The organism is Listeria rocourtiae FSL F6-920, from assembly GCF_000525975.1.
Lineage (GTDB): Bacteria > Bacillota > Bacilli > Lactobacillales > Listeriaceae > Listeria_A > Listeria_A rocourtiae.
Genome location: NZ_AODK01000012.1, coordinates 46479 through 67664, shown reverse-complemented (window position 1 = coordinate 67664; position 21186 = coordinate 46479). Strand labels below are relative to the sequence as shown.

Here is a 21186-nt window from a genome sequence, read left to right as displayed (position 1 = left end):
AAGGAGGACTTTTACTGCGCCCCCTAACAAATTTTTTTTCGGAGCTGAACGAGCCCGTTCAGCACTCTATATTCCCCATTCCATCACGCTCTTACCCCAAGGGCTACGGAGGTCAGCTTCGAATGCTTCTATCACATCTTGAATGCACTTGACCTTATGCACTTCACCAACTAGGTTTTGTAAGTATTCGACTGCTCGCTTGTTCTCCGTTAAGAATTCGACTGTTTTCTCAAAATCCACACGACCACTGCGACTACTTCCATATACTGTTAATCCTTTTTCAAGCACCATGCGTGAGTTAAATTCAATCGGATACTCAGAAACGCCAAGTAGCGAAATCGTACCTTCCGGCTTAATCAAATCGATAATCTGACTAACCGCATACTGGCTTCCACGTCCGCCTGCGCATTCAAAGGCTTGATCGATTACCAAATCTGACGGAATATGATCAATCGAATACGCGCCATCCACGAACGAGAAGAAGTCTAATTTATATGGTGTTTTTCCGAAAATGTAAACTTTGCTTTCCGGATACCAGTTTTTTAATAATAGGGCCGTGATAAATCCTAAGTTCCCATCGCCCCAAACACCGAACGATTCACGATTTTCATTTGCTTTTTGGTCAAAACGTAAAATCGCGTGTACAGCAACAGAAATTAACTCAGAAAACGCCGCTACTTTTGGGTTAACCTCATCCGGTAATACAACGACACGATCACGGCGCATAAATACGTAATCTTGCATCAGTCCGTCATAACCGCTAGAGCGGAACTTGCTCGAACGTAAATAATTCTCATCAATGACAGGGTCCGTTTCCATTGGTGTATTTGGAATCATTACTACTTTTGTGCCGGGTTTAAATTCTTTTGTCGCATCATACACAATTTCGCCGATTCCCTCATGAATAAGCGCCATCGGTAATTTCTTCGAGAGCATTTCTTTGCCGCGAGAACCGGTATAATAGCGCTGATCCGCCGCACAAATCGATAAATAAGTCGGACGAACAACGACTACATCTTCATTCAAAGACTCATCTACATTGGCAACTTCGAATTGTCGCTCCGATACTAGTCGGTATACTTGATTAATCATTGGCAATACGCTCCTGAATAATCGCATTTGCCACTTTTAAGTCATATGGCGTTGTAATCTTAATATTAAAGATTTCGCCCTTCACAAGCTTCACACGGTCTCCTGCAAGCAAACAAATCTTACATGCATCCGTCAAAATTTGTTTCTCGTCCGCAGACAAATCTTGATAATGACTGTAGAGCTTCTTAATATTAAAACTCTGTGGCGTTTGGCCTTGATACATATGATCACGAACTGGGATGTCCGTAATGAAATCATGATTTGACGACTCTACAATCGTGTCAATCGCTTCAATAACTGTATCCACGGCACCAGTTTCTAGCGCTGCATCAATGTTTTCCTCAATAATCCGGTGCGTCAAGAACGGGCGCACTGCGTCATGGGTGATAATAACATCATCATCTGTTAGGCCAAAATTCGACTCGATGTAACGAATGCCATTCATAATCGTTTCGTTCCGATCCGCGCCACCTTCAATGACAACAACCCGATCATCCGAAACGTATTTCTTAATATTATCTTCCGCGTGATTAATCCATTCTTTTGGAGACGAAATAATAATCTTATCAAAGCGGTTATTTAAAATAAATTTTTCGACTGTATGCACGATAATTGGCTTACCGTTCAAGGATAGAAATTGTTTTGGCATGCTGACATTTCCCATCCGCGTACCTTTTCCTCCAGCTAAAATTTGAGCGTATATCATTCTCTAATCTCCTTTAACTGTTTTTTATGTTGACAGGTTCATTGTAACATATATCCCATTTGAAAACCTACCCGTACCACCAAAATTTCAGCCTGGCTGGACATAACCCAAATAAATCGGCTCTCAAGCGCTCGCACTCAGGGGATTTGGCAAAATTCGGGCTCTTCTACGGCTGCACTTCGCATAACTTCTCGCATCGTCGGGATACGACTCCCTCCTGCTTTCAGTCATCATGTACAATCCACACGTAGAGCTACTCCGACTTCCACCAAATCCCCCTGAATACACACGCTTTCGCTCGATTTGCGTCAAGCAAGATTCACATCCTACTTGAAAAAAAGATTTGTGATATCTTGCTTTTTTTGTATGAAAATGAGCCTTATCTTGACCTCGCTGAAATTTATTTAATCAATTCGCGTACGATTCGCTCTGCCGCTTTACCATCTAAATCATCGAAAAAGCGTTCTTTGAAGGCGCGAACTTTATCTAAATCAAAATCATTCGTCTCGATAGCACTAATAATCTCGTCATTTGTACGAACAATTGGTCCTGGGACAAACTCTTCATAATCATAGTAAAAATTACGTTCGCCAAGATAATTCTCTAAATCATAGGCGTAAAACAACACTGGTTTCTCCATAATCGAGAAGTCAAACACAACCGACGAATAATCTGTAATCAAAATATCGGTGTTAATCAGCACATCATTAATATCTTCCCGACTCATATTAAACGCAAACTCTTGCAAGTCAAATGGTACACCAACACCGCGCGTAACAGATGGGTGCATTTTCAAGATAAGCGCATACTCATCGCCGAGCTCTTCTGCTAAACGACGAATGTTCAAATTCATCACAAAGTTCTGACGCTCACCAGGTCCACCTCGGAAAGTTGGCGCATATGTGATAATTTTTTTACCTTTCAAATGCGGGTACTTTCCTAGGAATGAAGCTTTGATAAAGTCTTTGTAATCTTCATTGAAAAAGCGATCCGTTCTTGGCACACCTAAAGGCTTGACGTCCACTTCTGGAACATCGAATGCATCTGCATAAAACGGTACGATTTCGCTAGAAGAGACAACGACCTTCGTATAGTTTCTATGCGCTCCACGTTCAAAATGCTCCGTATTACTGTCTGCATAACCGATCGAACTAAATCCGAACTTCTTAAATGCTCCAGCAGCATGCCAAAGTTGAATAACTTCTGTGCCAGTGCCCGTTGTCAAACCATACATTTGACGGTAATAGTCATCTAAAAAGACATATTTAGCCGTTGCTACATCTTTATATAACGACAAAAGCTCTCGAAGCGAACGTTTAGGCTGTTTTAAATAGCCTACCACTTCATAATCTGGCTTCTGCTTCAACACTTCATCGTAAACCGCCTTAAACGAATCCGCCAACACGTTATGCTTATTCGTTAGAAAAACAATCTTATCTTGTTTTTGACTCAATTTATAAATCGGAAAAGCAATACGACGCGCATAGAAGTTACGCGACATATCCTGCACTTTTTTCCAAGTCCCGACTACTATTTTTTTATAACCAGCAGAGATAATTGTTGCCGCCTTCCGAACAGCAAGTCGCTGATAAATTGGTTGCACCGAATTCCGATTTGCCGCTTTTTGCCCCGCACGAACTTCTTGTGGGTAAGCCGAAGAAAGCAATTTATTCATCGAACCAGGATCAAGTTTGCTATATGCCAACTTCAAAACACGTAAATAATTTGGGCGCGCTTTTTCCTTGATAAACGTATAACGATTAATCGTCTCAAACGTAAGCAGGCGTTGCAACACACCAAGGCTATTATAAAGATTCAAATCCATTGAATCGACTAAGTCATAGAAAGCATCGAACATCTTCACTTGCGTCCCAGCATTTCCTTCCATCATGATGCCCTTATACGCAGGCCAAATATCTGCCGACACAATCCGGTCATAATAATCCGTACGAATTTTTCCAAGCGCAATCGGGTTCTTAACGTATTGTTTGAACAATGGATCCGCCAACTTCGTACTCTCAATAATATCTTTAAAGCTCACATAAGGATCTGATTTCACGATTTGCGATAAAGAAACATCTCCCTCATCCTCGCGTGCACGGTAGTTATAAATGATTTCATCCACAGTATAAATGTCGCCTGATTTCAAATAGGCTTCAAGCACAAACGGATGATCCTCCGCAACTTTAATAGATGTAGGGAAACGAATTTCTTTCACCACATCCGCGCGGTACATCTTATTACATGGTCCAAGTGTGTAGAGCATTTCTGGGTTCTTCACAAGCGTTTTATGACCTTTTTTTGAAAACGCCTTTCTTGAAATGCCCGCCGATAAACCACGAGCGGCTACTGTTAAAACTTACAGAAATACCAGTTACGACACCAACCTGCTCAGATTCAGCCGCATGATACATGATTTCTAAAGCTTTTTCTGGTAAAACATCATCGGAGTCAACAAAACTTATATACTTGCCACGTGCAACATCTAAGCCGTTATTACGCGCTGTTCCTGGTCCTGCATTCGGTTCTTTGACCACACAAATATTCTGATGTTCCGTCGCCAGCTCGATAATTCTTTCTAAACTGCCATCCGAAGAGCCATCGTCTACAAGCACGATTTCCACTTCTTTTAGCGTTTGGTTAAGTAAAGATTCAATGGTTTCATCAATGTAGCTAATAACATTATATACTGGAATAACAACCGATACTTTAGGTTCAGCTATTTCAGCTGATTTTACGATCTCATAGAGCATTCTATTTCTCCCTTAAAACTTTTATTTATCATTCTCAATCTATTACAATTACAGCTAAATGTCAAGGATACCCACTGTTTAAAAATTGGTATTTCCGCTACCTATTGCCGATTTGTTAACCTCTTTACACGCAAAACTTGTCACACGCCACATGCATACCGTATAATGGTTGCATATAGACGAATATATTTTGAAGGAGAATCCCATTATGAAAGTTAGAAAAGCGGTCATTCCTGCTGCGGGTCTTGGAACTCGTTTTTTACCAGCGACAAAGGCAATGCCAAAAGAAATTTTACCGATTGTAGATAAACCAACGATTCAATATATCGTCGAGGAAGCTGTTGCATCAGGAATTGAAGATATCTTGATAGTTACTGGTAAAGGAAAGCGCGCGATTGAAGATCATTTCGATTCCGTGCCTGAACTAGAAAACAACCTACGCGAAAAAAATAAACTTGAATTGCTACATCTTATTGAAGAAACAACAAACATCAATTTGCATTTCATCCGCCAATCGAAGCCAAAAGGTCTAGGTGATGCGATTCTACAAGCAAAAGGTTTTGTTGGTAACGAGCCATTCATCGTTATGTTAGGTGATGATATCGTAGAATCCAAAACGCCTTGCGCGAAACAACTAATCAATCAATATCAAAAAACGCATAGTTCCGTAATCGGTGTGCAACACGTGCCACATGAAGAAACATATCGCTACGGTATTATCGATCCCGTGAATGAGTACAGCAAAGGCCTCTACAATGTAAAAGGCTTCGTCGAAAAACCAGATCCAGCTAAAGCGCCATCTGATTTAGCAATTCTCGGTCGCTATCTACTGACACCACAAATTTTTGATTTTCTAGAAACGCAAGAGCCTGGCGCTGGCGGTGAGATTCAATTGACAGATGCTATCAATCGTCTCAATGAAATTCAACGTGTTTTCGCATATGATTTTGAAGGCGAGCGCTATGATGTCGGTGATAAATTTGGCTTCATTAAAACAACGATGCAATTCGCGCTAAGACATCCTGAAATTAAAGATGAAGTCGCAGCATTAATCGACGAATTATACACAGATATTCATAAAAAAGATACGAAAAAAAAGAAATAGCAAAAATGCTTGGGGCCCCAGATTAAATCTGAAACCCCAAGCATTTTTTATTTATATTTTGGTATTTCGAAGTCTTGAATATAGCTTGTGAGTAAGCTATACATGTTGTACATATTCGTCGTTTGACTCACTGCCCACCTAATATCTGTTGCATATTGATGAACTCCTGGATTAGCAGGATTCCATCTCATTTTATAGATAGTGTCCTGTCCTCTTGCTACATAGTTTTGCGCTACGAACTGCGCACCGCCAATGATTGCTTTTTCAGGTGTGTCCCAGCCTTGTTTATAGGCATACTCAGAACCACCTTTTAGCGGGTTACTATCTACAGCACCGATGCCATACATATTGTACACACGTTTCGGCGTTACTGGCTGACCATCAACAGAGCTTACTAGCACGCCGTTTGCAAGCTGTGATGAGCCGTTTCCTGTTTCTAGGAGCGAATGGCTCATCAAATAGATTTCATTAACCTGGTACGTTCTCGCAGCCGTCGCAAAGCTAGCACCTTGTCCAGTTAAGATTCCTTTGTTCACGAGAATTTTGCTGTTCACTTCTGCCGTATTAATCCCTGCTGGTTTCGAAAGCACAAGGAACTGCAAATATTCTTTAGAATCTTTCACAAAATTGTTCGGATCCATATAAAACTGCACATCTTTTTGATAAGCATTAACCCATGCACGAGTGTAATTGAATTTATACCATTTCGCGCCATCAGTACCTGTAACAGTTCCTGTAATGGTGATTGTTAAATCTTTCGCGAGCGGTCCAACTACAAAAGCATTTGGATTAGCAGTATCACGAACACTTGTTGCAGCCGTTGTTTTTCCAGTTGCCCCACCAGCATTTAGCGTGACAAAATTGCTACGAACGTAAGTGTTCGGCGGTTTGACACTCGTTTGTGGTGAACCTTGCATTTGAATTGCCAAGGCTTGTGCCAACGTAGAGGTATACGTTTGCGTCCGGTAGTTCTTTTCGATACCCGTTACGTAATTGATATTGAATGATAGAGCTGCCGAGCCAGTATCTTCCATATACTCAATGATGAATTTATGATTTCCTTTTGTGAGCGGAATCGTTTCTTTATAATTGTTTAAGCCTGCCGTCCAGTCTTCATACACGACTTGGCCATCTACTTTTACGCGGATACGATCATCAGCGCGACCTGATATTTCATAATTACCGTCTTTCGCCATGTTCAATGTTGACTCATAGCGAGCCGTGAAGCGGTCATTCGGAATGCTCGGATCTGGGCTTCCTGCTCCCCAGTTATCATTAATACTACTCATCATTTTGTATACAGGGCGTCCAGAGAAGTTATCTGTTGGATAATATCTCGCCAACCATGTATTGCTTGGCAAAATATTAAAATCAATAGATGCCGCACCTGTACGTTCGACATACTCGACCTTCACGTTATGCGTACCTTGCGTTAATGGGATAACATAATTCTCCTCGCGCACATACGCTTGACTGCGGTTATCAAAAATAACTTTGCCATCAATCGTTACGCGCATGCCATCATCCGCACGTCCTACAATATTGTAGTTCCCTGTTTTAGGAGCGGTATATTGCTTTTCAATGACCGCTGAGAAATTGTCGTTTGGAATAGCTGGATCTGGACTACCATATGCCCAGTTTTGATAAAATGCTGTTTGCGTGTCGTGGAGCTTAGCTACATAAGCACCAGTCATATTGGTATTTTTGTAGTAGCGCGCAAACCATTTATCCAGTTTTTCGATATTCATATTGATGGAAGCCGCACCGGTTTTATGTTTATACACAATTGTAATCGCATGTTTGCCTTTTGGAACCCAGATTACCTGATTGTATTGACCGGAAACAGTGCCCATGTTTTTGCCATCCATATAGATAATTGCTTCGTCCTTCACGTCACCATAGAATCGATAGTGCGCTGATTCTGGAGCTTCGATTTGACGGTGCATCCTTGCAGAGAAATGATCGTTTGGTACCGCACTGTTTGGTGAACCTGTACCCCAATTCTTCGCAATCGTTGTCATACTAGTTACTTCGTCAAAAGCATACGGAAAGCCAGATACAGTTTCATTCGGATAGTATTTAGCATACCAAACATTAGCATCGATAACATTAAAGTTAACATATGCTGCACCGCCGCCTTCTTTAAACTTAATCCGAACATCATGTGTGCCTTTTGCTAAATAAACAACCGTATTAAACTCACCACGTGTCGTTAAATTCGTCACGAGCTTACCATCTACGTAAATTGCGGCTGCATCGTCCACATTCCCAATAATTCGGTAATCACGAGCTGTTGCAACTTCAATTTGTTTATCCATAATACCTGTAAAATTGTCCTTATTCACGCTAGCATGTGGTGAACCTGTGCCCCAGTTATGCGACAGTTTATTCGTTGTTGAACCAACTGCCGTATGGATAGCATTCAAGCCCCACGTCGTATTGTTAAAATACTGCTCATACCAAGCGTTTGCTTTCACGAGATTCATTTGTAAGTGAGCCGCACCAGTCTTTTCACGGTATTGCACGGTGACTTGATGTTTACCTTTCGTCAATGGAATCGTGACGTTTAGGTTATCTTGAAAAGAATCCCAACTGTTCACAATCGCCTTGCCATCTACGTAAATCCGCATGCCATCGTCTACTTTACCAACAAAACGATAATTACCAGCTTCGGCAATATCGTATTGCTTTGAAAAGAATCCACTAAAATTATCAACGCCGATACCTGCACCAGGTGAACCATAACCCCAAACTTTATTCAGGTACGTTTTATTGCCAATGCTCTCAGTCAATTTTACGTTTCCTGTCATATTATTGTTTGGAAAATAAACGCCATGCCACTCATCCGCACGAACTAGATCCGCTGTGATGTATGCTGCGCCACCTGCTTCAAGATAATCGATTCTGATTTCGTGTGTCCCTGCTGTTAACGGAATTGTCATGTTTAAGTTTGCCATACTCGGTTTGAAATTATCGTACACAAGCCTGTTGTCGACATATACACGAATCCCATCATCGGCGCGCCCAATTAAACGGTAATCTGCCGTCGTGCCAACCGTAATCGTCTTACGGAATGTCGCAGAAAAACCATCCACTGGAAGCGCAGCGCTCGGTGAACCATAGCCCCAATCCAGATGAAGATCCTTCTCCGTCCGTTTTAAGACCGGGGTGCCAGATAGCGTCTTGTTGTTATAATAGCTCGCTTCCCACGAACTCGGAGTTGCCGCATCAGCCTGCAACGGTTCTTTCATCACAAAAACCGCACACGTCGCAGCAAACCCTAACGCCATTGTTACTATTTTTTTTTCTGATTGACCCTTACCTCCTTGAAATAAATTGCGTACAGCTCTATTATTTCACACTTTGGGAGTTAAAACAACATTACAATGGTGTCATTTTGTGGTCTTATAAGGAACTATTTTTAAGGTCACTCCACTAGGTAATTTATAATATTCCGCAAAAATTGGTGCATGAGGACCATCCTGAATCGGTGTACTCATCCATAAGTATTGTTGATATGGTAACCGTTTCACAACGATAACCTTCTCACCAGCTGCCGCTTGCTCTTTCATGCTTTTAACTCGCGCATCGTTTGCTTGACCAATTTGTGTGAATACGTAAGAATATGCTAAAACAAACGCCATAACTAAAGCAAATAGAGGCAAGTAAAGCGCTCGTAAATTGAGATACCCTTCTTCTTGTAAAAATTGTACCGTCCGAACAGCGAAAAGCACAAAGAACATGTAGCAAATAATAAAGTTACGTGGTCCGAATGGCGTAACAAAGAATAATGGTGCTGCAAGCGTTACAACAGAAATAAGATAGAAAGTTAACTCTGCTTTCAAACCGTTTTTTGGAATAAACATCAACACAGTCGCAACTAACACTAAGTAGAATAATAAGGATAAATAAGCTTCAAATGTGGTTGTTGTTTCAGATGAAATATCAAATATTCCCTTAACAACCGGCTGATATAAAGGATAAATCGTTAAAACTATGATGAAAAACCCTTTGAAAACAAGTTGAACTGTTGAAATATTCTGCGCTACTTTCACTAAAATAAAAATCGCAATAACAGCTAGTACGATATTCAAACCAACATTATTCATCACAAGATATTGATACATTGTCGTTTTAAACGTGTCATACATTTTCGCAAAAATACCCATGTCACTATCAACACTGCGATATGTGTCTTCTCCACTAAAAATCTTTGCATAAGCTCCATTTGAAAACATGATGAACGCACCAATAATCGTAGAAACTAAATACGTAATATGAAGCCAGAAAAACTTGCGAAATCTAATAAATGCCCAAACAATAATAAAAATCGCTGCAATCAAATTATAAAGTGTTGCATGCTCCACAAATAATTGCGAGATGATGCCTAGCGGAACCATCAAAATAGTCAACCAAATGCTATATTTAGGTGTTTTATCATAAAATACATTTTTTACGACGAGCAAAAAAATTAATGTACAAACAGCCGCCGTATTATAGTTAGAAAATCCAGCCGCCCAACCATACGTTTGCGCAAACATATTCGCCGGTACAGTTAAAAAAAGTAAGAAACTAAGCAAATAGACACCAATCGAATTCGTCTTTGCAATTAAAGCTGGTAACACCACTAGTAAAGCTCCGAATAAACCCATTATAAAAATGCGTAACCAGTCTACACGAGTAATTAACAACTCAGTATAATTTCCAAAATAGCGTCCGTTATAATCTTTAAACCCTTCATGGAAACGCTCCATACCTTTAGCCATACCCCATGTCCAATCATCATGTGTTAACGGCGTGCGATATGCAATATACATATAAAATAAAAAATACTAAAAATCCTACGATACTTAATAACTTCCAATTTCTTTCTGTTCGAATCATAATTAACCTACCTTTTTAATTCCTAATTTTAAATATTATCCACTTACTAAATACGTAATTCAACACGAGCACAATCACGTTTGTTAAAATTTTCGCCAACAGCGCATTTGTGCCTAATCCACTAATCAGAATAACCATAACAGCTAAATCGACTAAATATGTCAAAAAGCGAAAACCAAAGAATGATGATGCCTCCCGAACGCGGTCTCTCCAGGTTGGTGTATAACTTTCAAACACATAGCGTTTGTTCGTCACATAAGCGAAAACAACCGATGCGACCCAAGAGACCGTGTTAGATGTCACATAATCAATTCCCAAAACCGAGTTACACAGCCAGAAAGATACAATATTCACGACGGTCGTAAACCCACCCATAATGATGTACATAATAATGCTGTACAGATTGGCATGTTTTTTTCTAAAGTTAGCGATTAGTTCCTGTATCTTTTTCATTTTATCGGCTCTCTCTCATCGTTGTATTCTTCAACAAAGTATAGCGGACGGCCTTTCACTTCATTAAAAATTCGACCCAAATATTCGCCAATAATCCCTATCGAAATCAGCTGAATTCCACCTAAAAATAAAATAACAATCATCAATGTTGGGAAACCTTCGACGGCATTCCCCGTTATAAGTGTTGCGATGAATATGTATATCATATAAATAAAAGCTGCAATTGATACGACAAATCCAAGGATAGAAGAAATTTTGAGTGGCGTCGTCGTGAATGAAGTCATTCCTTCCAGCGCTAAATTGAACAACGAACCGTAGTTCCATTTTGTCTCTCCGGCAAGGCGTGGCGCAGCATCAAATTCAATTTCTACTTTCTTGAATCCCATCCAACTGTACAGGCCTTTGGAGTAGCGTTGCGTTTCCCGCAATTTTTTTGAGTGCATCAATACAACGGCGATCCAATAGACGGAAATCGCCAGCGTCTGGAAGAACCGGTGTTTTCGACATTTTTTGGAGTAATTGATAGTATTTTTTCGATGTATATTTTTTCAGCCATGTTTCGCCTTCACGAACTTTCCGTTTTGCATATATATCCTCGTATCCCTGTTCCCATAGCAACAACATTTCTGGTATTAGTTCAGGCGGATGTTGCAAGTCAGCGTCCATCGTCACCATCGCATCGCCCTTCGCATAGTCAAACCCTGCAGCCATTGCTATTTCCTTTCCGTAATTCCTAGCAAGATCCACATAACAAACACGAGAATCCTTGGCGCGCAACTCTTTCATGATTTGAACAGAATTATCCGAACTGCCATCATTAATGAACAAAAGCTCATAATCATAACGGTCCGAAACCGTGGCCATAACTTCCTTTATGCGCTCGTATAAATGTGGCAGTACCTCACTTTCATTGTAAGCAGGCACCGAGATTGTTAATAATTTCATATTTTTCTACATCCTCATTGTTTTTTTACATACTCGTTCAGTATAACAGAAAAAATTTATTCATAAAAGGAAAGTCTTGAGAAACATGGCATAATATGAGTTACCATAAAAAAATAACCTGGGAACCCAGATTATTTTTATTCAATCTTAATCAAATCGAACCATACATAATTCATTATCAGAGCTACTCGGCGACTCTTTTCTTCCTAAATATGCTAAACCAACTGTTTTCCTTCTCAATTGCAATAAGTTGATTCATAAACAAAGGATAATAATCCATCGTGTAATGCACATAAAAAAGTCCCCATGGATGTTCATCAAAACTTAAAAATTCTTTTTTGCTAGTAAATACATCAATCGTTTTAATCGATTTATCGCTTTTCTTAATATATGCGTACATTTCATTCAATATCTCATTATAATAATCCACATCAATGTTCTTGACCTTACCAGAACTCGCAATGTCAAAGCGATTGTCATCAAAATTATAATATTCTTTCACATTCTGGATTTTATGCAAAATAATCTTACTTTTAGGTGACGCTTTTTTCAGCTTACCAAGAACGATATCCCACGATTTTTTCCAAACCTCCATATATGCTTCACGATTCTTATCAATAGATAATTCATCAACTTTACCTTTCAACATATCTTTATAATACGCCGTCCGCCAAAGCTTCCAACGATTATTCGATACATATTGACCTGGCTCTATCTCCAGTACACCAAAATGGGCATCACCAAACAAATCAACAATAATTGTATCTGGCTGTAACCTTTCTAAGTGATCAAAAAACTCTTTTGTAAAATCTGATCTAACGCACCACTCATCGTATTCGGAAAACTCATCAGTCGCTACAACTGGGTTAGCTCTTTTATTAGATGCCATGGAAATAATCGAACTCTGATTTTGCATGAGGACACATTCAAATTTCTTCTTATAATCAGCATTAAAAATGGAATTAAAGTTATCGCGCGTGGCACAACTGCCAAGTACTGCAATTTTTTTCATTGATTTCTCCCCTTTAAATACGATTTCTCTCAAAGAAGCAGACAGCCTAATATTTAACTGTCTGCTTTCATTATACTATTTCTTCGGGAACTAATAAAGCTGTTTGGTCTTACTTACCACATTCACCGTCTCCGTCACAACCGGCTGACCACCATCACTCGCCTTAAACATCCCTAGCACTGATTGCCCAGTCCCAACGCAATATCCAAAGAATATCGTCAGCGCAATGAGCACCGTCAGCGCGATTTTATCGAACCAAGTCAGTCGATATTTATTCGCATTTGGATTCGGATAAATCACTTTTTGCGGGCGTTTTTGTTTGCGTTTGAAGTCGTCTTGGTATTCTTTTTTGTAAGATTTGGATTGACCGTTGAACCAGCGTACGAATGTATCGTATTTGTCAGCTACTTCCTGGGCTGCTCCCATTTCGCGAATTTGACCGTAGTGCATCCAAATTATCCGATCACAAAGGCTCTTCATTTGGCCTAAAGAATGGCTGACGAACACGATGGTGCGGCCAGCTTCTTTAAACTCGGTAATTTTATCGACGCATTTCTTATAAAACGTCTGGTCACCTACAGACAGAGCCTCATCTATGACAAGAATATCTGGATCGGTGTGAACCGAAATCGCAAAACCTAACCGTGAACGCATACCACTGGAATAGTTTTTGATTGGTTGATTCATGAAATCGCCAATATCCGCAAAATCAATAATGTTCGGCATGAGGGCATCGATTTCAGACGTTTTCAAGCCGTGCATGAGCAGTTTTAAGCGTACATTCTCGTAACCTGTGAGTGGGCCTTTTAAGCCGACTGCGATGGCAATGAGGGATGTTTCGCCGTTAATGACTACTTCTCCTTGGGTTGGCGGGATAACGCCAGACATGATGTTGGAAATGGTTGATTTTCCAGAGCCATTAATACCAATTAGTCCAACTGTTTCGCCGTCGTAAATGTTGAAATTGACATCGCGCAAAGCCCAAAAGGATTGCACTTGTTTATTTTTTGGCAAGAATAGGCCTTTGATTTTATCGGATTTATTTTGATAGAGGTCGTATTCTTTGGACACATGTTTGAATGCTACTTTGATATTTTTTCCCATTTGTCCTTACCTCCTATAAATAATCCACGAAACGTTCGCGGAATTTCATGTGTAATACGGATCCGACATAGAGGCAAACGAGCGTGATGAGCCAAAAATAAACGGTGTAGGATGGCTCTTGCCAAAAACCTTTATGCCCGACAAAACTGTCTCGAAATCCTTCTATAATGTAGACAATTGGATTTAATTTCAAAATCGCGACAACCCATTCTGGTAGCATCGTGTTCAAGTTCCAGACGACACCCGACACGTAAAATAGGACGCGTAGGACTGATTGTAGGAACACGAAATAATCGCGAACAAGTACGCTGATTGTGGCATTTAGTAAGGTTACACTGAACAAAAAGGCAATCATCGCCACAAAATAATAGAAAAACTGCGCCCAGTACATCGAAACTGGTGCACCTTTGATGAATAGCAACGCAAAAAAGATAACCATCATCGTAACGTAACTTGTCAAATTCGATACGATTGTAATGTTTGGCATTACACTCATCGGGAACTTCATTTTTGAAACCATGTGAATTTTATTGAAAATGCTATTTGCTCCTTGCAAAATAACAGCGCTGATGAAAAACCAAGGGATAATACCAGCTAGCATCCACTCGATGTAACTTGCACCTTCAATCCCCGATCTAGTACGCATCGCAAATCCGAATACAAAGTAGTAAATTGCAACTTGAATTAATGGGTTTAAAATTTGCCACGCAAGGCCTAGGTAATGGCTCTGATACGTCGCTTTATCTTCATAACGCGCAATTCGAAAAATCATTGGCGCGTACTTAAATTGTTCTTTTAGGACTTCTAATACTTGTTTCACAAAAACACTTCTTTCCGGAATAATAATGCGGTTAACTTATTTCAGTAACCGAAAATAACTTACTCTTTATCGTATAGGCTCCACCCCTTGCTCGAGAAAAAGGTACATAATGATGTCGTTTACGCTTTTCTTGGTTGTTGTTCCAGGCTGCTTTTAGTCGATTCTTCCGTAAATGTAGATCCGTTTCTTCTTATTTGCGGCGAGTTCTTTAAAAATTAATAAAAACCCACCTTATGTTAAATTACCTCAAAAGTGAGCATTTGTAAAGTAAGTTCTTGCATTTCGGTTAAATTACTATGGATAAATTGCTTGTAATAATGCTTCTTGTCCTTCCATTAAGCGCGGCCCTGGACGGCTTACAATTGATGGATCAATTTCATAAATACGGTTATTTTTCACAGCAGGAATGTTCTTCCATGCTGAACGTTTGGCGATTTCTTGCTTGGCATTAGGATAGATGGTGATGATAACATCTGGTGCGGCTTGGATGACCTGTTCTTCGCTGTATTGTGGATAGCCTTTTTCAGAAACGATATTTGTTGCCTGGATGTTTGTCAACATTTCGTTGATGAACGTTTCTTGGCCAGCTGTGTACAGGTCAGGACTGATTTCTAGCCAGACTTTAGCTTTCTCTTTTCTGGCGCGTTCTTTCACCGCTCCACTTGCTTGCATGGATGACACTAACTTTTCGGCATCTTTGGTTGTGCCTGTCAAATCACCAATTTGAATGAATGTGTTGTATGCCGCATCAAAGTTTTGCGCATCTTCTACGACGAAGAGTGGAATATTAGCTTTCGTAATTTGATTGTAGGCATCTTTATTGTAGCTCATCATCGAGGCGTGCCCGAGAACGAGGTCTGGTTTCATACCAATAATTTTTTCGACATTGATTTCGGTTGTGGCAACGACCGGAACTTGTTTAACGGCTGCTGGATAATCATCGCTTGATGTAACTCCAATGACATTTTCACCGAGGCCAAGACGATATAAAATTTCTGTATTGCTCGGTATAAGAGATACGATTTTCTTCGGTTTCGCGCTGAGCTCAATTTTAGTGCCTGTCGCGTCTGTCGCTATGTATTCTGAACTTTGTGTTGGTTTTTCAGATGTAGTTGGTGCACTGCAACCTGCTAAAGCCAATAAGATAGCCATGCTTGATGCAATAATTATTTTCTTGAAATTCATCTAGATTCTCCTTTTCAAAATTGGAAAGAGTCGGGCGTTTGATATCCCGACTCTTCTCGCATTCTATGTGTTAGACTCTTCCAACTTCCATCAATAAATCAGCTGATTCTATCGTATCGCCATCCGTAACAAAAATCGCGTTGACTTTGCCATCAAATGGGGCTTGGATTGTTGTTTCCATCTTCATCGCTTCCGTGATTAGAAGTGGATCGCCTTTTTTCACTTCTTGGCCTTTTTCAGCGACAATCTTAATCACAGAACCAGTCATTGTTGCACCGACATGTTCTGGATTGGTCGTATCAATCTTATGACGCGTCACGACTGTTGACTGAACATTGAAGTCTTGAATCGAGATTTCGCGTGGTTGACCGTTTAGCTCGAAGTAAATCACGCGCGTTCCATCTGCAATCGGCTCACCAATCGAGCTAAGTTTGATAATCAGTGTCTTACCTTTTTCAAGCTCCACTTCGACCGTTTCGCCTAAACGCATTCCTTTAAAGAAGGTCGGCGTATCAAGCACCGTCACGTCACCGTATTTCTCAATCATCGCTAAGTAGTCCAAGAACACTTTCGGATATAGGATATAAGACATCACATCATGATCCGTTGGTGCTCCTGTCGTCATCTTCTCAGCCAACTCTGCACGAACCGCTTCAAAATCAACCGGCTCCATCAAAGCTCCAGGACGTTCTGTCAAAGGCGTGCGTCCCTTCAGAACAAGTTTTTGTAGTTTTTCCGGAAACCCGCCATATGGTTGGCCAATCTCGCCCATAAAGAACTCGATAATCGAATCTGGGAAGTCTAGCGATTCACCTTTATCGTACACGTCTTGCTCGGAAAGATCATTTTGCACCATAAACAGTGCCATATCACCAACTACTTTCGAAGATGGTGTTACTTTCACGATATCGCCGAACATTTCATTCACGACCGCGTACGTGTCTTTCACTTCATCCCAACGGTCACCTAAGCCCACTGCTTTAGCTTGTTGTTGTAGATTCGTATATTGACCACCTGGCATTTCATGAATGTAAACTTCGGTTTGCGGTGAATTCAACGCATTATCAAAATCCTTGTAATATTTACGAACATCTTCCCAATAATGGTTAATCATTTGCGAATTGTGTGCGTTTAAAATCGCTTGTCGTTTCCCGTTTTCAAGACCGTAATAAAGTCCCGTCATGCTCGGTTGAGACGTCGCGCCACTCATCGCACTGGATGATACGTCGACAATATCCACACCCGCACTAACAGCCGCAGCATACGTATAAATTCCATTACCGCTCGTGTCATGCGTATGCAAATGAATCGGCACATCAATGGTGTCTTTTAATTCGCTCACAAGACGATACGCCGCTTGTGGTTTCAAAAGTCCCGCCATATCTTTAATTGCCAAGATATCCGTACCTTGCGCCACAAGTTCTTTCGCCATATTTTTATAGTAATCTACGTTATATTTCGTACGTGTTGCATCTTCAATATCACCTGTATAACAAATCGCAGCTTCGACCACTTTACCAGCGTCACGAACAGCCTCAATCGACACTTCCATGCCTTTTAGCCAGTTTAAGCTATCAAAAATACGGAACACATCGACGCCACTTTGCGCAGACTGCTTTACGAACTCGCGAATCACATTATCTGGATAATTCTTGTATCCAACAGCATTCGCTCCACGTAATAACATTTGGAACATCACGTTTGGAATTTGTTTGCGCAATGTTTCTAGACGCACCCACGGATCTTCATTTAGGAATCGGTAAGCTGTATCGAACGTTGCTCCTCCCCACATTTCAAAAGAGAACATGTTTGGTAATAAATGCGCCATCGGATCAGCAATTTGGAAAATGTCTTTCGAGCGAACACGCGTCGCCAACAGCGATTGATGCGCGTCACGCAACGTTGTATCTGTCAGCAATACCTCTTCTTGTGATTTTACCCATTCGACAATACCAGCTGGACCTTTTGCATCCAAAATTTGTTTCGTTCCCGGTTCGATTTTTGCATCGAAAGGAATCTTCGGAATGCGTAAATCGTCATACACCAGTTTTTCACGATGCTTGATACCAGGAAAGCCATTCACTGTCACGTTACTAATATAGCGAAGCGTCTTCGTACCACGGTCACGTACTTTAGGGAAATCAAACAATTCAGGTGTCGTATCGATAAACGATGTATTATAGTTTCCGCTAATAAAATCGGGATGATGTACGACGTTTAGCAAGAACGGAATATTCGTTTTTACGCCACGAATCCGGAACTCAATCAAGTTACGAATCATTTTGCGCGAAGCTTGCTCAAACGTCATGCCCCACGTACATAATTTTACAAGTAAGGAGTCGTAAAAAGGTGTTACAATCGTACCTTGGAACCCATTTCCAGCATCAAGACGCACTCCAAAACCACCAGTTGAGCGGTATGTATTAATACGACCAGTATCTGGCATAAAGTTATTCAACGGATCTTCTGTCGTAATCCGACATTGAATAGCCGAGCCATTAATACGAATGTCTTCTTGTTGTGGAATCCCTACAATTTGATCATGCATGGAGCAACCATCAGCGATAAACAGTTGCGACTGGACGATATCCACGCCTGTAATCATCTCGGTAATTGTATGCTCTACTTGAACGCGCGGGTTTACTTCAATGAAATAAAAATCTTCGCCAGAGACTAAAAATTCTACTGTTCCGGCATTTAGATAGTCAACATTTTTCATTAATTTCACAGCAGCATCACAAATACGCTGACGTAATTCGGATGTAATCGCGTTACACGGTGCCACTTCTACTACTTTTTGGTGACGGCGTTGTACAGAGCAATCACGTTCAAATAAATGGACAATATTTCCGTGAGAATCCCCTAAAATCTGCACTTCAATATGTTTTGGGTTCACAACGCATTTTTCCACGTACACTTCATCGTTTCCGAAAGCCGCTTTTGCCTCAGAACCTGCACGTTCAAATGACTCTTTTACGTCTTCTGGACCTTGAACCACACGCATACCACGTCCGCCACCGCCAAGAGAAGCTTTTACCATCAATGGATAGCCGTGTTTTTCTCCGAATGCAGCTACTTCTTCCGCGTTTGCCACAGGCCCGTTACTGCCTGGAATAACTGGAATGTCCGCAAGTAAAGCTTGTTCTTTCGCTTTAATTTTATCACCGAACATATCTAGGTGTTTCGATTTAGGTCCTACAAAAATGATACCTTCTTTTTCACAACGCTTGGCAAAGTCGATATTTTCCGACAAAAAGCCATAACCAGGGTGAATCGCGTCAACGTTTGCTATCTTAGCAATTTCGATAATATTATCAATATCCAGATATGCATCAATTGGTTTTTTCCCTTCACCTACGAGGTAAGCCTCATCCGCCTTATAACGGTGAAACGCCGCCGTATCCTCTTGCGAATAGATCGCTACTGTCTTAATGTTTAGTTCCGTACACGCCCGAAGCACGCGAATCGCAATCTCGCCACGATTGGCAACTAATACCTTTTTAATGTTGTTCATTTTTTTTTTTCCTCCTAACCTACACTACCTGATTTTTCTATATACATAGCTGCTAACATTATTACCGTCATGGAGAAAAACGGTATATCAGATAATTATAGTATTAAAGTACCCTAGATGTAAATTGTTTTCGCTGATTTTTATAAAAAATGTTCAGATAATTTATCAAAAGCGCATTGTATCAAAGTTTTGAGCTTGTCGATACCAACGCCCACCTAAAGTATCAGATATACAATGAATTTCGAAAAATACTGTATATCTGATACTTTCTGATAGAAAAAACGAGCCAAAATTTCTCAGCTCGTTTTCCTACTCTTTAGCGTTCATTACTGTACTGCTTTTGCAGGTTTCGCCAAATCCTTTTCTGAACCATAATTCTTCTGGAATTTATTCATCATCGATACATTCAGTACAATTCCGACCAAAATTGACATTGACATGAGTGATGATCCACCGAAACTCGTGAATGGTAGCGTCACCCCAGTAAGTGGGATCATTCCGGCCGCACCGCCTAGGTTAATAAACGCCTGAATACCAATGAGCGTCGCAGTGCCATAACAAAGCAACGAACCGAACGAATCATGGACACGCATGCCATTTATAATCGAACGCAGAACGATAAAATAAATACCGCCAACCGTAATCAAGATTCCAAAAAACCCAAGCTCTTCTGCAATAATCGCACTAATAAAATCGGTATATGCCTCCGGTAAATAACCTAGCTTTTGAACACTTTCACCTAGCCCCTGACCAAAAAATCCACCAGAGCCAATCGCATAAAATGAGTTCACTAACTGGTAGCCACTCGCACCATGATCTGTAAAGGGATTTTGAAAGCTTGTAATTCGCCCAATTCGCTTCGTTGTAATCAGTTTCGAACGAATATCTTCTGGTAGTAAAAAGACGATGACGCATAAGACAGCTAAAATAAGCAATCCTAGTCCTACTAACTTCAGGATTGTTTTGAGTCGCATACCTGATGCCATAATAATACCGCACCCCGTCATGAAAACTATCGCGGCCGTCCCGATATCTGGTTGTAATAATATCAAGAAACAAATCACAACTAAAAACAAGACCGGCGGCAAAACACCGCGGTTAAAATCATCAATATAACGCTGCTTTTTCGAATACACCGCGGCCATATAAACAATCATCGATACTTTAATAAACTCAGAAGGCTGAATCCGAATTGGACCGAGCGCCAACCAACTCTGCGCATTATTCGCCGAGTCTCCGAGTACTAAAACGAGTAGCAGTAACGAAACTGAGCCAAACATAATTAACATCAGCATTTTGTTATTTTGAAGGATTTTATATGGAAACACTGCAAAGAAAATCAGTAAAAATAGGGATATAATCCAATTTTTTAATTGACTGTTGTAGAATGTCGCGGGATCCCAACCTTTATTAATCGCAACAAACATACTGGAACTATAAACCATAATCAATCCGAACAGACATACAATAATGTACACCGCTAAAAGAGGATAGTCATAGGATTTTAACATTTTTTTTAAACATACACATCGTCCAATCATTTCGAGCCTCATTCAAGGTCCCCACTGTAGTATCTCTCCATTATATAGGAAACTTACTTGAAAAGAAATGAT

At 40.5% G+C, this 21186-nt stretch carries 14 protein-coding genes and 1 pseudogene; 1 reads left to right on the top strand and 14 read right to left on the bottom strand.

Annotated elements, in window-relative coordinates:
• Positions 1 to 66: 66 nt before the first annotated feature.
• From PROCOU_RS05030 to PROCOU_RS18275, 4 genes are all read right to left on the bottom strand, one after another.
• The gene (locus tag PROCOU_RS05030; protein ID WP_036070063.1) at positions 67 to 1092 is read right to left on the bottom strand and encodes a ribitol-5-phosphate dehydrogenase; all 1026 of its coding nucleotides are present in this window, start codon (positions 1090 to 1092) and stop codon (positions 67 to 69) included.
• The gene (locus PROCOU_RS05025) at positions 1085 to 1798 is read right to left on the bottom strand and encodes an IspD/TarI family cytidylyltransferase (RefSeq protein ID WP_036067202.1); all 714 of its coding nucleotides are present in this window, start codon (positions 1796 to 1798) and stop codon (positions 1085 to 1087) included. The genes PROCOU_RS05030 and PROCOU_RS05025 overlap by 8 nt, the downstream gene beginning before the upstream one ends.
• A 400-nt stretch (positions 1799 to 2198) precedes the next feature.
• Positions 2199 to 4079 (bottom strand): CDP-glycerol glycerophosphotransferase family protein, encoded by a 1881-nt coding sequence (locus PROCOU_RS16405; RefSeq protein WP_244266234.1) that lies wholly within the window; start codon positions 4077 to 4079, stop codon positions 2199 to 2201.
• 7 nt (positions 4080 to 4086) lie between these two features.
• Positions 4087 to 4551, bottom strand: coding sequence for a glycosyltransferase family 2 protein (locus tag PROCOU_RS18275; protein WP_244266233.1), 465 nt, complete (start codon positions 4549 to 4551; stop codon positions 4087 to 4089).
• Between the two features lie 208 nt (positions 4552 to 4759).
• On the opposite strand from PROCOU_RS18275, the gene galU reads away from it, so the two are divergent.
• Positions 4760 to 5656 carry a UTP--glucose-1-phosphate uridylyltransferase GalU gene (gene galU, locus PROCOU_RS05010; protein WP_036070061.1) on the top strand — a complete coding sequence of 299 codons (897 nt, stop codon included), beginning with the start codon at positions 4760 to 4762 and terminating at the stop codon, positions 5654 to 5656.
• A gap of 47 nt (positions 5657 to 5703) precedes the next feature.
• On the opposite strand, the gene PROCOU_RS16400 is transcribed toward galU, so the two are convergent.
• The 10 genes and pseudogenes from PROCOU_RS16400 to PROCOU_RS04960 form a co-directional block, all read right to left on the bottom strand.
• On the bottom strand, positions 5704 to 8946 hold the full coding sequence (locus PROCOU_RS16400; RefSeq protein WP_051994203.1) for a PA14 domain-containing protein: 3243 nt from the start codon (positions 8944 to 8946) through the stop codon (positions 5704 to 5706).
• A 102-nt stretch (positions 8947 to 9048) separates the two neighbouring features.
• Entirely contained in the window at positions 9049 to 10473 is a 1425-nt protein-coding gene (locus tag PROCOU_RS05000; protein ID WP_149023616.1) for a DUF6056 family protein, read from the bottom strand.
• Positions 10474 to 10555: 82 nt separating this feature from the next.
• Positions 10556 to 10993 (bottom strand): GtrA family protein, encoded by a 438-nt coding sequence (locus tag PROCOU_RS04995; protein WP_036070060.1) that lies wholly within the window; start codon positions 10991 to 10993, stop codon positions 10556 to 10558.
• Positions 10990 to 11938: pseudogene (locus tag PROCOU_RS04990) on the bottom strand (glycosyltransferase family 2 protein). The gene PROCOU_RS04995 and the pseudogene PROCOU_RS04990 overlap by 4 nt, the downstream one beginning before the upstream one ends.
• Before the next feature lie 184 nt (positions 11939 to 12122).
• The gene (locus PROCOU_RS04985) at positions 12123 to 12950 is read right to left on the bottom strand and encodes a DUF6270 domain-containing protein (RefSeq protein ID WP_051994202.1); all 828 of its coding nucleotides are present in this window, start codon (positions 12948 to 12950) and stop codon (positions 12123 to 12125) included.
• Positions 12951 to 13040: 90 nt separating this feature from the next.
• On the bottom strand, positions 13041 to 14054 hold the full coding sequence (locus PROCOU_RS04980; RefSeq protein ID WP_036070059.1) for an ABC transporter ATP-binding protein: 1014 nt from the start codon (positions 14052 to 14054) through the stop codon (positions 13041 to 13043).
• Between the two features lie 13 nt (positions 14055 to 14067).
• Positions 14068 to 14874 carry an ABC transporter permease gene (locus PROCOU_RS04975; protein WP_036070058.1) on the bottom strand — a complete coding sequence of 269 codons (807 nt, stop codon included), beginning with the start codon at positions 14872 to 14874 and terminating at the stop codon, positions 14068 to 14070.
• 294 nt (positions 14875 to 15168) lie between these two features.
• Complete coding sequence (locus tag PROCOU_RS04970; protein WP_036070057.1) at positions 15169 to 16059, bottom strand: ABC transporter substrate-binding protein; 891 nt, start codon at positions 16057 to 16059, stop codon at positions 15169 to 15171.
• 70 nt (positions 16060 to 16129) lie between these two features.
• Complete coding sequence (gene pyc, locus PROCOU_RS04965) at positions 16130 to 19573, bottom strand: pyruvate carboxylase (RefSeq protein ID WP_036070056.1); 3444 nt, start codon at positions 19571 to 19573, stop codon at positions 16130 to 16132.
• 326 nt (positions 19574 to 19899) lie between these two features.
• Positions 19900 to 21114, bottom strand: a complete 1215-nt coding sequence (locus PROCOU_RS04960; RefSeq protein WP_036070055.1) for an FtsW/RodA/SpoVE family cell cycle protein — start codon at positions 21112 to 21114, stop codon at positions 19900 to 19902.
• Between the last annotated feature and the right edge of the window lie 72 nt (positions 21115 to 21186).